Source organism: Deltaproteobacteria bacterium GWC2_65_14, from assembly GCA_001797615.1.
Taxonomy (GTDB): domain Bacteria; phylum Desulfobacterota; class Deferrimicrobia; order Deferrimicrobiales; family Deferrimicrobiaceae; genus GWC2-65-14.
The window spans coordinates 1-12,082 of record MGPV01000059.1 but is presented as its reverse complement, the minus strand read 5'-3'; the positions used below and the strand labels follow the sequence as shown (position 1 = coordinate 12,082).

The following is a 12,082-nucleotide window of genomic DNA, read 5'->3' as shown; positions in this document are numbered from 1 at the left end:
CGGAGGTCGAAAAGGTTTTTCGGTGGCGGAGCGGGACGGTCCCCGGGGTCCTTCATGACGATGATCGCCTCGCCGCACTTGCGGCAGCGCATGCGGGCCCCGCGCCCCTGGATCCGGGACTCGTCCAGCCGGAATCGGGTGTGGCAGGCCTGGCACTCGACGATCATCGTTTCCTCCCGGGGAGTTCCTGTCCCACGACGTGCGGGGAACAATACTAAATTATAGTCGATTTGGCCGGGCCGCTCAACCCCGGGCCGCCCCCGTTTTCGATCCGAGGGCGCACAGAAGGATCCCCGCCTCGTAGAGGATGTAGAGCGGGACCGCGATCAGGATCTGCGAGATCGCGTCGGGCGGGGTGAGGACCGCGCCGGCCAGGAACACGATGAGCAGCGCCGCCTTTCTTCCCTTCCGCAGGAGGGCGGGAGTGACGATCCCCGCCCTCCCCATGAGGTAGAGGACCAGGGGGATCTCGAACATCACTCCGAACAGGAGAAGGAGCCGGAGGACGAGGGAGAGCGACTCCTTCATCGAGGGCATGGGGAGGATCGTCGATCCCCCGAACGAGAGGAAGAAGGTGAAGATGGGGGGGATCGCCACGAAATAGGCGAAGGCCATCCCGGAGAGCATTCCCAGGGTCGACCAGAACGAGAAGGCGAGCAGCACCGTTCTCTCTTTCCGGTAGAGTCCCGGGCCGACGAATCTCCACATCTGGTAGAAGATCACTGGGCTTGCCAGAAGGAATCCCCCCCAGAGCGCCACCTTGAAGTAGGTGAGAAAGGCCTCCGTAAGCTCCGTGAAGATCATGCGCGAATCGGCGGGCAGGTGGGAGAGGAGCGGGGCGAGGAGCGTCCGGTAGATCTCCTCCGCCTTCGCGTAGCAGAGGGCGGATCCCACCCCCATCGCGGCGAGCGACCAGATCAGCCTCTTGCGCAGCTCCTCGAGATGCTCGCTCAGCGGGAGCCGGACTTCCCCGGTCGGTTCGGGTTCCGTCGTCATCGCAGGAAGGGAACGGTTCCCGGTTATCCTTCCGGCCGGGAGGCCGGCGGTTCGGACCGTGCGGAATCCGCCTTCGGGTCGCCACCGTCCGGCTTCTTCGCCTCGGCCTCCTCTTTCGGTGGGGGTGCCTCCTCGGAATCCTCACGGACCGCGTCGTCGATCCCCTTCCGGACCTCATCCGAGGCCTTCTTGAACTCGGCGATTCCCTTCCCCAGGCTTTTCGCGAGGTCGGGAAGACGCTTCGGTCCGAAGAAGATCAGGACCACGACCAGGATGACGAGCATCTCCTGCAGGCCGATTCCGAACATCTCCGTCCTTTCCGATCCTGTGGCGTTGCGGAACCTCTTCATCTTACTATATTCCGGCCATGCCCGCGATTGCAGGGTATCCGATCGGATAGGCTCCTTATCCGATCGGAAGATTTCCCCCCGCCCCCCGCCGGCCGGATAGGCGTATCCCCCTGGATTCCCGAACCGATTCCTGGGGCACGGATTTTGAACCTTACCCCATGTCATGGTAGATTCCGGGAGTCATCCTAGGAGGGGCGGCGTGTTCCTGGGCATCGACGTGGGTTCGATCAGCATGAAATTCGTTCTCTACAGTCCTCCGGGGGGGGGGCCGCTTCCGGAGGAGGTGCGCTCGCAGTGCCTCTCCGACGTGCCGGCCTCCCTGGAAAGGGGAGGGGAAGCCTACCTCCTCTCCTACGACCGGCTCCAGGGGGATCCGAACCGGAAGGTTCCGGAACGGCTGGCGGAGTGGATCGGACGGATCGGCGGGGAGAGGATCGGGGGGATGGCCGTGACGGGGAAAAGCGGCCCCAACCTGTCCGCGATCCTGGGGGCGAGGTACGAGAACGATTTCCGCTGCCTGGTGAAGGGGGTCGGCGCCGTGCAGCCGGATGCCCGGACGATCTTCGAGATGGGGGGGGAGAACGCCAAGGTGATCCGCCTCGAGGCGGCGGACGGGAACGGTTCGGTCCGCATCCGGGACTACGACACGAACGGGGACTGCGCGGCGGGGACCGGGTCCTTCATCGACCAGCAGGCGAACCGGATGCAGATCGCGGTCGAGGAGGTGGGGGAGATGGTGGCCCGGGCGGCGAGTTCTGCCCGCGTCGCCGGGCGCTGTTCCGTGTTCGCCAAGACCGACATGATCCATGCCCAGCAGAAGGGGTGTTCCCCGGAAGAGATCCTCAAGGGGCTCTGCGAGGCGGTTGCCCGCAACTTCAAGAGCAGCATCAACAAGGGGAAGGACCCGGTCGCGCGGGTGGCCCTCGTCGGGGGGCTCTTCGCGAACCAGGGAGTGGTCCGGGCGATCCGGGAGGCCTTCGCCTTCTCCCCGGACGACGTCGTCCTTCCCTGGGGCTTCGCGCACCTCGCGGCGCTGGGAGCCGCTCTCGCCGCCTCGGAGTCTCCCGGAGCGGAACGGGGGGCCGGGGGAGTCTTTCTTCCCGGTGGGACCGTTCCGGCGGAAGGAGAGAAGGCCTTTCCCGCATGGCCTCCGCTGTCCACGAAGGATGTCGTCTTCCTGCGCGACCGGATCGCTCCCCCGCCGCCGGTCGGGAACGGGACGGAGGTCTTCCTCGGGATCGACGTCGGGTCCGTGAGCACGAACTTTGCCCTGGTCGACGGGGAGGGGAACCTGGTCAAGGAGATCTACGTCCGCACCCAGGGCCGTCCCGTCCAGGTGGTGACCGACGGGCTGCACGAACTCCGGGAGGAGTTCGGGGACGCGATCTCGGTGCGCGGAGTCGGAACCACCGGCTCGGGAAGGGAACTGATCGGGGAGTTGGTCGGGGCGGACACCGTCCAGGACGAGATCACGGCGCACAAGACCGGATCCTCCTTCATCAGCCGGCGCTACTTCGACCAGTCGGTCGACACGATCTTCGAGATCGGGGGGCAGGACTCGAAGTTCATCAGCCTCCAGGACGGCGTCGTGGTGGACTTCGCGATGAACGACGCCTGCGCCGCCGGAACCGGGTCGTTCCTGGAGGAGCAGGCGGAGCGGCTGGGGATCCGGATCAAGGAGGAATTCGCCCGGATGGCGCTCTCCTCCGAGGCCCCCGTCCGGATGGGGGAGCGCTGCACGGTGTTCATGGAGCAGGATCTGAACAACTACCTCCACCGGGGGGCGAACCGGGTGGACCTGGTGGCGGGCCTCGCCTACTCCGTGGTCATCAACTACCTGAACCGCGTCGTCCGGGGGCGCCTGATCGGGGAGACGATCTATTTCCAGGGGGGGACCGCCTACAACGATTCCGTGGCGGCCGCCTTCACCCACATCCTCGGGAAGAAGATCATCGTTCCTCCCCACAACGGGGTCATCGGGGCGATCGGGATGGCGCTGCTCGCCCGCGACAAGGTCCGGGCGACCCAGGTCGCCTCCCGGTTCCGCGGGTTCGACATGGAGAAGGTCGACTACCGGCGGCGGGAGTTCGTCTGCAAGGGGTGCAGCAACTTCTGCGACATGCAGGAGATCCGGATCGACGGGACGAACACCTATTGGGGGGACAAGTGCTCCGAGAAGTACCGCCGGAGCGCGCGGACCGACCTCCGGCCGGTCGTCGAGGATCTTCCGGCGAGGCGGGCCGAGTGGCTCGACCGGCTCCTGGCGGATCTCCCCCGGGGGCGCCGAGGAACGGTGGGGCTCCCGCGGGCGATGTACTTCTTCGATCGCACCCCCTTCTGGGCGACCTTCCTCTCGACCCTGGAATTCGACGTGAAGACGAGCCCACGGACCGACAAGGGAATCGCGCGGGAAGGGGCAGATCGGACGGTCGCCGAGCCCTGCTATCCGATCCAGGTGGCCCACGGCCACGTCGGCGCGCTGCTCAAGGACGGGATCGACTTTCTCTTCGTTCCGAACGTCATCAACGCCGAGACGACGCACACCCACACGGAGTCGCACTTCTGCCCCTGGGGGCAGACGCTGCCCTTCGTGTTCGCGTCGGTTCCCGCCTGGGAGAAGGAGCTCCGCCAGAAACTCCTCTCGCCCACGGTCCGCTTCCGGGACGACGAGAAGCTGATGGTCGAGGACCTCTTCGAGTGCTTCGGCCCCCTCGGCGTGTCCCGCGGCGAGATCCGGGGGGCGATCCGGGCGGGCTGGCGGGAGCAGAATCGATTCCAGGATTTCCTGCTGGACCGCGGAGCGGCCGCCGTATCCGCGGTGGAGAAGGCGGGGGCGCACGCCGTCGTCCTGATCGGACGCTCGTACAATCTCTACGACCGGGACATCAACCTGAACATCCCCTCGAAGCTCAGGGACCAGTACGGCGTGAACGTGATCCCGATCGACTTCCTCCCCGTGGACGGGATCGACATCCGGGAGATCCACGAGAACATGTTCTGGAACTACGGGAGGAAGATCATCGCCTCCGCCCGGTGGTGCCGGAACCGTCCGAACTTCCACATCGTCTACATCACGAACTTCAAGTGCGGCCCCGACTCCTTCATCCGGCACTTCATCACGCGGGGCTCCGGGTCGCCGTTTCTGTCCCTCCAGTTCGACGGGCACGGCAACGACGCCGGGTACATGACCCGGTGCGAGGCCTATCTCGACAGCAAGGGGGTTTTGCGATGGTGGGCGAACCCATGAGCGGATCCTCCCTTTCCGGCAGGACGGTGTTCTTCCCCCCCATGGCCGAAGCGGGGGTCCGTACGATCGCGGCCGCCTTTCGGTCGATCGGGGTCGAGGCCAGGTCCATGCCCCCCTCCGACGAGGAGACCCTCCTTCTGGGCGGACGCTTCTCCTCCGGGGAGGAGTGCCTCCCCCAGAAGGTCACGCTGGGGGACACCCTGAAGCTCCTGGTGCACAAGGAGATCGATCCGTCGAAAATGGCCCTCTTCATGCCGGCCTCGAACGGCCCCTGCCGCTTCGGGCAGTACGGGCCGTACATGAAGATGGTCTTCGAGGAGATGGGCTTCGGCGACGTGCTGCTGATCTCCCCCTCCTGCGAGGACGGGTACAGCGGGGTGGGGGATCATGCGGACGAACTGCTTCGGACCGCCTGGAGGGCCATGGTGGGCGGAGACCTCCTGCACAAGCTGCTGCTCCGGGTCCGCCCCTACGAGACGGAGCCGGGTGCCGCGGACCGCGCGTTCGACGCCGCCCTGGAGATCCTCTGCGGCGCCATCGAGGTTCCCGGGGAGACGCAGAAGGGGAAGCTCTCCCGGCTCATCGCCGCCCTCGGGGAAGGCCGCTCCCTGCTCCACCGGGTCCCGGCCGACTATTCCTCGCCCCGGCCGCTCGTCGGCGTCGTGGGGGAGATCTTCTGCCGGCTGAACACCTTCAGCAACGACGACGTCGTCCGGAAGGTGGAGGAAAGCGGCGGGGAGTGCTGGATCTCGGACGTGACCGAGTGGGTCTGGTACACGAACGCCGACCACGACCGGGCGCTCCGGAGATACGGGAAGCGGCTGACACTGGAGATGCTCCAGGCAAAGCTGAAATGGCATTTCCAGCGCAAGGACGAGCATGCGCTTCTCGATGTTTTCGGGGGGGACTTCCGGGGGTACGAGGAGCCGCACGACATCCGCGAAGTGATGGAGCTGGCCCGCCCCTACATGAAGCCGGAAGGGTGCCTGGGCGAGATGCTGCTGTCGGTGGGGAAGACGGTCTACCTGCACCGGAAAGGGGCCGACGGAATCCTGGACATCAACCCCTTCTCCTGCATGAACGGGATCGTATCGGAGGCGATCTACCCCCGCGTTTCCCGGGATTGCGGAGGGCTCCCGGTGCGGGTCCTCTATTTCGACGGGACGCATGTGGACCGGCGCTACGAGCTGGAGATCTTCATGGACCTCGTCCGGGAATACTCCGAGAGGAAAAAGGCCCGCCGCCGGCTGCCCGACGTCTTCGGGGCCGCCGCCGCGCGGGCGTAGCGCACGGGACCTTGCGGATCGCCGTCGTTTCGGACATCCACTCGAACGGGGACGCGCTGGACACCCTTGCGCGCGAGCTGGACCGTCTGCGCCCGGACCGCGTGGTGCACCTGGGGGATCTGGTCGGGTACAACGCAGAGCCGGAGAAGTGCGTCCGATGGGCCATGGCGAACTGCTCCGAGGGAATCCTCGGGAACCATGACGCCGTGGTGTGCGGGAAGGCCGGCGGGGAGTTTTTCCACAAGCCCGCCCTCCAGGCGGCCCGATGGTCCGCGGAGAGGGTATCGGAGGAGTCGCTGGACTATCTCTCGGGCCTTCCGGTCCGCGCGACGCTCCCCGGGGGGCTGCTGCTCGTCCACGGTGCGCCCTCCGACCCGGACCGCTACCTCTTCCTGACGGAGGATGCGGAGGAGGAGATGGACCTGCTGGGTGAATCGGAGGGGCTCCGGCTGGTCCTCTTCGGGCACACGCATCTCCCCACCGCCTTCGTCCGCCGGGAGGAAGGAGGCGTCGTCTCCGCCCCCCTGAAGAACTTCCGCCTGGCGGAAAAGGAAAGCGCCATGCTGAACCCCGGCAGCGTCGGCCAGCCGCGCGACCGGGACCCCCGGGCCTGCTTCCTGGTCGTCGACACCGGATCCTGGGAGGCGTCCTGGATCCGCGTTTCCTACGACGTGGAGCGGTGCCGGACCCGGGTCCTCGAGGCCGGCCTCCCCCGCTTCTTCGCCTCGCGGCTCGCGGACGGGACGTGAGGAGGCGGGGATACCGGCTCCTGCCGCACACCGCGGACCTCCGGATCGAGGTGGTCGGGGAGGACATGCCGCGGCTTTACGCCTCCTGCGCCACCGCCCTGTTCTCCCTCCTGACCGACCGGCGCCGCGTTCGTGAGACCTGGAAAAAGACCGTCCGGGTGGAGGGTTCCTCCCCCGAAGACCGCCTCTTCTTCCTGCTTCGCGCCGCCCTGCTTCTATTCGAGGTAGACCGGTTCCTCGTGCGGCGGGCGCATGTTAGGATGGAGGGGAACCAGGTGACGATGTCGGCGTCAGGCGAGCCGGCCGATTTCACCCGGCACACCTTCGGCCGGGAGATCAAGGCCGTGACCCGGCATCTCCTGACCGTCGAGAAAAGGCCGGGCGGATTCGTCGCCCGTTTCGTGGTGGACGTGTAGCGGCACCCATCCGTGCGGGCCCGTGGCCGACCAGGCGGGAAAGGTGGGTCGGCCATGCGGTTCCAGGATATCCCTCTCCGGAAACGGTCGGAAACGATGTGGGAAATCCCGCAGATGTCCGGCATGCGGGTGCCCGGCCTTGTCTTCGCGAGCGAGCGGATGATGACCGAGATCGTGAAGGACGAGGCAATCCGCCAGGTGATCAACGTCGCCCATCTCCCCGGAATCCAGCGATACAGCATCGGGATGCCCGACATCCACTGGGGGTACGGATTCCCCATCGGCGGGGTGGCCGCCATGGACGTGGAGGAGGGGGTCGTCTCCCCCGGCGGCGTGGGATACGACATCAACTGCGGGGTGCGGCTCCTCCGCTCCGACCTCACGGCCGGATCGCTCGCGGGCCGTCTCCCGGAGCTGGTGGCCGCGCTGCACCGGGAAGTTCCCTCGGGAGTCGGCTCGACCGGCTTCGTCCGCCTCGCGGAGAAGGACGTGGAAAAGGTCCTTCGGGAGGGATCCCGGTGGGCGGCCTCCCGGGGCTTCGCCACGGAGGAGGACGTGGCGTTCACCGAGAGCGGGGGCTGTTTCCCGGGCGCCGATCCCGACGCCGTTTCCGGCGTCGCGAAGCGGAGGGGACGGGACCAGCTCGGGACCCTCGGGTCGGGGAACCACTTCATCGAGATCGACGAGATCGCCGAGATCTACGACGAGAAGGCGGGCCGCGCCTTCGGCCTCTTCCGGGGGCAGGCGGTCGTTCTCATCCATTCGGGCTCCCGGGGGCTGGGCTACCAGGTCTGCGACGACTTTCTCGTCACGATGGCGGAGTACATGCGCCGGAACCGGATCGAGCTTCCCGACCGCCAGCTTGCCTGCGCCCACGTGCGGTCCCCCGAGGGGGAGCGCTATCTGGAGGCCCTCGCCGCCGCGGCAAACTACGCCTTCGCGAACCGCCAGCTTCTGGCCCACCAGGCCCGGGAGGTTTTTCTCAAGGTCCTCCGGATGGGGCCCTCCGACCTCGGGATGCGCCTCGTGTACGACTGCGGGCACAACAACGCGAAATTCGAGCGGCACGAGGTGGACGGGAGGAGGCGGGAGCTGCTCGTCCACCGGAAGGGAGCCACGAGGTGCTTCCCGCCCGGCGCCCGCGACCTCCCCGACGCCTACCGGGAGACCGGCCAGCCGGTCCTGATCCCGGGGGACATGGGGACCGCATCCTACGTCCTCGCCGGAACGGAGGGGGCGATGGAGCTCTCCTTCGGGTCCACCTGCCACGGGGCGGGAAGGCGGATGAGCCGCAAGCAGGCGCGGTCGAGCGTTGGGGGCCGATCGGTCGTCCGGGAGATGGAAAAACGGGGAGTGCTGGTCGCCAGCGCCTCCCCGAAGACCCTCGCCGAGGAGATCCCGGAGGCCTACAAGGATGTCTCCGAGGTGGTGGATGTCGTCCACAATGCCGGGATCGCCAGGAAAGTCGCTCGCCTGCGGCCGCTGGCGGTCGTGAAGGGGTGAAAGGAAGTCGATGCGCGGGGCCTGGTTCGAGACGATCTTCGACGAGCGGTACCCCGAGCTGTTCGGGCCTCTGGAGGAGGACGCCGAGCAGGAGGTCGAGGAGATCCTTCGCATGCTCTCCCTGCGCCGCGGGTCGTCGGTCGAGGATCTCGGCTGCGGGAGGGGGAGGCACGCGATCCCGCTGGCCCGAAGGGGATACCGGGTCACGGGGGTGGACCTTTCCGAGAAGATGCTCGCGATGGCCCGCGACAGGGCCGGCCGGGAGGGGGTCTCGGTGGAGTGGGTGCGCGAGGACATGCGGACCTTCTGCCGCCCGGGGGCCTTCCATCTCTGTCTGAGCCTGTTCACCTCCTTTGGCTATTTTCACGACGGGGAGAACCAGCAGGTGCTGGATAACGTGGCGAAAAGCCTCCGGAAGGGGGGAGTCCTGCTGCTCGACCTGCGCAACGCCGGGAAAGGGCTCCACCGGCTCGAGGATTGGGACGAAACGAGGGAGGTCCCTTCGGGCAGGCTCCGGATGACGATGCGGTTCGACCGGAAGAGCCGGCGGGCGAAAGCCCGGCACCTGCTCACCCGGAGGGACGGGATCCGGATCTCCTCGACCTTCGACGTGCGCGTCTATTCCACCGAGGAGCTGTCCGGGATGCTTTACCGGGCCGGGATGAAGACGGTGGCCTTCTTCGGCTCCCTCTCCGGCGCCCCTCTGGGGGAGGATTCCCCCCGGATGGTCGCAGTGGCCAGGATGGGGTAGCGGTTCCGGCTGGGGGTTTCCGCGCCCGGCGGGGCTACAGGAGATCGTCGCCCGGCCTTCCGCCGGGGCCGACCTTCCGGAAAGGCTGCTCCTCGGGAACCGTCCCCAGCCGGAAGGGGAGCAACATCCCGCCGCCCGCTCCCGGGGGGAGCGATTTCCCCGTTTCCGGGTTCACCCGGGAGAAGGTGATCCCGGGAGGCACGGGAAACTCCCGCTCCGGGAAGAGCGGGAGCGACCTGCGCATGAAATCGCTCCAGATCGGCAGGGCGACCACCGCCGCCGACTGGCGGTCCCCCAGAGGCTTCGGGTTGTCGAATCCCACCCAGACTCCCGCCGCCAGGTCCGGCGAGAATCCGACGAACCAGGCGTCGGTGTTCTCGTTCGTGGTGCCCGTCTTTCCCGCAAGGCCTCGTCCCAGGCTCCTCGCCCCCTGCCCCGTCCCGCTGGCGATCACTTCCTGCAGCAGGCGCACCGTCAGGTAGGCCGTCTCCGGGGAGAGGACCGCCTCGGTCCTGACAGCCGTTTTCTCCAGGACCTTCCCCCGGACGTCCCGGACCTCCCGAATGAAATAGGGGGTCGGCCGGACTCCGCCGTTCGCGAAGGTCGAGTAGGCGTTGACCAGCTCCATGCCGGTGACCCCGGAGGAGCCCAGGGCGATGGAGAGGTTCCTCTCGACCGGCGATTCGATCCCGAGCCGCTTCGCCATCCGGAGGGTGGGGTCTACCCCGATCTCGTTCAGCAGGCGGATCGTGGCCAGGTTGCGGGATTTCGCGAGCGCTTCCATCAGGGGAATCGGCCCGAGGAAGGTCCCGTCGTAGTTCCGGGGCTTCCACATCTCGGTGTCGTCCAGGTCGAACTCGACGGGGGAGTCGTACAGGGTCGACACCAGCGTCTTCCCCGCGTCGACCGCCGCGGCGTAGATGACCGGCTTGAAGGCCGATCCGGGCTGCCTCCTCGACTGGAGGGCGCGATTGAACTGGGACGCGGCGAAGTCGACTCCCCCCACCATCGCGAGGACGGCGCCGGTGTGGGGATCCATCGCCAGGAGCGCCCCCTGGAGGTCCTTGTACTTGTTCCGTTCCTCGGTTCTTCGGACTCCCTCCACCAGGGCGTCGCTCGCCGCCTCCTGGAGCTTGCCGTCGATCGTCGTGTAGATCCGCATTCCCTCCCGGTACAGCGCCTCCGTGCCGTACTTTTCCGCCAGGTAGATCCGGATATGTTCCAGAAAATAGGCGGCTTTGGAGCGGAAGGCGGAGGGAGGGGCGAGCGTGAGCTTCGCCTGGAAGGCCCTGTCCGACTCCTTCTGCGAAAGGAAGCCGGACTCGACCATCCTCCGGAGGACGTAGCGCTGCCGGTTCTTGGACATCTCGGGGTTGATCCTGGGGGAATAGCGGTTCGGCGCCTTCGGAAGGGTGGCGAGTATCGCCCCCTCCGGGAGATTCAGCTCGCCGATCCCCTTGCCGAAGTAGGACCGGGATGCGGCCTCCACCCCGTACGCCCCGTCCCCGAGGTAGATCTGGTTGAGATAGAGGTAGAGGATCTCCTCCTTGGAAAGTTTCTTCTCGATCCGGTAGGCCAGGATCACTTCCTTGAGCTTCCTCCGGATGCTCTTCTCCGGGGAGAGGAACAGCTGCTTGACCGTCTGCTGGGTGATCGTACTCCCCCCCTGGGCGAATTTCACCGAGAGGATATCCTTGAGCGCCGCCCGGGCGATCGCCGTGTAATCGACCCCCTTGTGATTGAAGAAGTTCGCGTCCTCGGCCGCCACGAATGCGTTCACGACATGCTTCGGGATGCTCTCGTACGGGACCAGGGTCCGCTTTTCCTGGTAGATCTCCCCGACGAGCCGGTTGTAGCGGTCGTAGATCTTGGAGGTGATGCTGGGCCGGTAGGACTGGATCGACTCGACCGAAGGGAAGTCGCCGAAATTGGCCAGCAGGACGAGCCCCGAGGCGGTGCCCGCGAGGAAGCAGGACATTAGCACCGCCGCCAGAACCAGCAGCCTCCCGCGCGACAGTCCGCGGACCGTCTTCTTCGAGAAGAACCCCGCCAAATCCCCGCCCCTTCCCGGATCGCTCGTTCAACGGGACTATTATACCCGCGGCCGCCCCGCAGCGGCGGAAAGCATGGGGCCCCGTCGCGAGGGTGCCCGGGGGTGAATAACCCGGTGGTAAAATAGCGTCCAAGGGGAAAGGGAGGAGGCGGCCATGCGGAAACTGCTCTATCTCGGGTTCGCGGCGATCGTCGCGCTGGCCCTGAACGGGTGCGGCGGACACTCCGACCCCGTCTTCGTCGCACAGATCCTCAGCGACCCTGGGGTCGACGGAGATATCGCGGAAGATATCGATACGGGAATCCTTTCCTCTCCCGTACTGGCCAGTGGGACAGGATCCGTCCGTGTAGGAATCGATCCTTCAATTGGTTTGTTCGGTACCGAGTACAGGGGGTTTTTACATTTCCCTCTGGACGGCTCCACGGGATTCGATGCGGTACCTGCGGATGCCACGATTGTATCGGCGACTCTCGAAATATTCATCGACACGGTGCAGTTTTCTCCCACAGTCCCTGTCCGCATGGACCTGGTCTGGTTCCCTCCCCCGCTGATCAGTTCGGATTACGATGTCACGGTGCTGCCGTCCTTGTTGACGCGGGGTACTTTTAACATCCTTTCGACCGATCCTATTCCTCCGCGTGTGGGAGTGTTGATCGATGTCACGCCGCTCATGCGGGAGGCGCAGCGCCTGGGGCTGGCCGATTTCCAGGTGAGGTTCCTCCTCGATCCTT

10 protein-coding genes and 1 pseudogene (1 of these 11 cut by a window edge) are annotated in these 12,082 nt (G+C 66.5%); 7 read left to right on the top strand and 4 right to left on the bottom strand.

All coding sequences use genetic code 11. The features are described from left to right. The 3 genes and pseudogenes from A2X88_01465 to A2X88_01455 all read right to left on the bottom strand — a co-directional run. Positions 1-167 (bottom strand): annotated as a pseudogene (locus A2X88_01465) (hypothetical protein) (it extends 169 nt beyond the left edge of the window). A gap of 76 nt (positions 168-243) precedes the next feature. Further along, a complete protein-coding gene (locus A2X88_01460) occupies positions 244-996 on the bottom strand; it encodes a twin arginine-targeting protein translocase TatC (GenBank protein OGP33197.1) in 753 nt (250 codons plus the stop codon). Between the two features lie 23 nt (positions 997-1,019). Beyond that, positions 1,020-1,304: a hypothetical protein gene (locus A2X88_01455; protein OGP33199.1), complete on the bottom strand. Its 285-nt coding sequence runs from the start codon at positions 1,302-1,304 to the stop codon at positions 1,020-1,022. A gap of 241 nt (positions 1,305-1,545) precedes the next feature. On the opposite strand from A2X88_01455, the gene A2X88_01450 reads away from it, so the two are divergent. The 6 genes from A2X88_01450 to A2X88_01425 are packed head-to-tail and all read left to right on the top strand — an operon-like array spanning position 1,546 to position 9,298. Further along, on the top strand, positions 1,546-4,593 hold the full coding sequence (locus tag A2X88_01450) for a hypothetical protein (protein OGP33196.1): 3,048 nt from the start codon (positions 1,546-1,548) through the stop codon (positions 4,591-4,593). Then, the gene (locus A2X88_01445; GenBank protein OGP33195.1) at positions 4,575-5,879 is read left to right on the top strand and encodes a hypothetical protein; all 1,305 of its coding nucleotides are present in this window, start codon (positions 4,575-4,577) and stop codon (positions 5,877-5,879) included. The genes A2X88_01450 and A2X88_01445 overlap by 19 nt, the downstream gene beginning before the upstream one ends. A gap of 11 nt (positions 5,880-5,890) precedes the next feature. After that, positions 5,891-6,628 (top strand): hypothetical protein, encoded by a 738-nt coding sequence (locus A2X88_01440; protein ID OGP33194.1) that lies wholly within the window; start codon positions 5,891-5,893, stop codon positions 6,626-6,628. Continuing rightward, positions 6,625-7,044 carry a hypothetical protein gene (locus A2X88_01435; protein OGP33193.1) on the top strand — a complete coding sequence of 140 codons (420 nt, stop codon included), beginning with the start codon at positions 6,625-6,627 and terminating at the stop codon, positions 7,042-7,044. Before A2X88_01440 ends, A2X88_01435 begins: the two co-directional genes overlap by 4 nt. Before the next feature lie 54 nt (positions 7,045-7,098). Continuing rightward, positions 7,099-8,547 (top strand): RNA-splicing ligase RtcB, encoded by a 1,449-nt coding sequence (locus A2X88_01430; protein ID OGP33192.1) that lies wholly within the window; start codon positions 7,099-7,101, stop codon positions 8,545-8,547. Positions 8,548-8,557: 10 nt separating this feature from the next. After that, positions 8,558-9,298, top strand: coding sequence for a hypothetical protein (locus A2X88_01425; GenBank protein OGP33191.1), 741 nt, complete (start codon positions 8,558-8,560; stop codon positions 9,296-9,298). A 34-nt stretch (positions 9,299-9,332) separates the two neighbouring features. Here A2X88_01425 and A2X88_01420 read toward each other — a convergent pair whose 3' ends face one another. Continuing rightward, complete coding sequence (locus A2X88_01420; GenBank protein ID OGP33198.1) at positions 9,333-11,276, bottom strand: hypothetical protein; 1,944 nt, start codon at positions 11,274-11,276, stop codon at positions 9,333-9,335. 229 nt (positions 11,277-11,505) lie between these two features. Between A2X88_01420 and A2X88_01415 the strand changes: the two genes are divergently transcribed. Next, positions 11,506-12,082, top strand: a 577-nt coding sequence (locus A2X88_01415; protein ID OGP33190.1) for a hypothetical protein, incomplete at its 3' end; no start/stop codon positions are given.

What these genes read in the sequence shown, in the direction of transcription:
- A2X88_01460 (OGP33197.1), bottom strand. Translation starts at nt 996, where the DNA reads ATGACGACGGAACCCGAACCGACCGGGGAAGTCCGGCTCCCGCTGAGC.
- A2X88_01455 (OGP33199.1), bottom strand. Translation starts at nt 1,304, where the DNA reads ATGTTCGGAATCGGCCTGCAGGAGATGCTCGTCATCCTGGTCGTGGTC.
- A2X88_01445 (OGP33195.1), top strand. Translation starts at nt 4,575, where the DNA reads ATGGTGGGCGAACCCATGAGCGGATCCTCCCTTTCCGGCAGGACGGTG.
- A2X88_01430 (OGP33192.1), top strand. Translation starts at nt 7,099, where the DNA reads ATGCGGTTCCAGGATATCCCTCTCCGGAAACGGTCGGAAACGATGTGG.
- A2X88_01425 (OGP33191.1), top strand. Translation starts at nt 8,558, where the DNA reads ATGCGCGGGGCCTGGTTCGAGACGATCTTCGACGAGCGGTACCCCGAG.
- A2X88_01420 (OGP33198.1), bottom strand. Translation starts at nt 11,276, where the DNA reads ATGTCCTGCTTCCTCGCGGGCACCGCCTCGGGGCTCGTCCTGCTGGCC.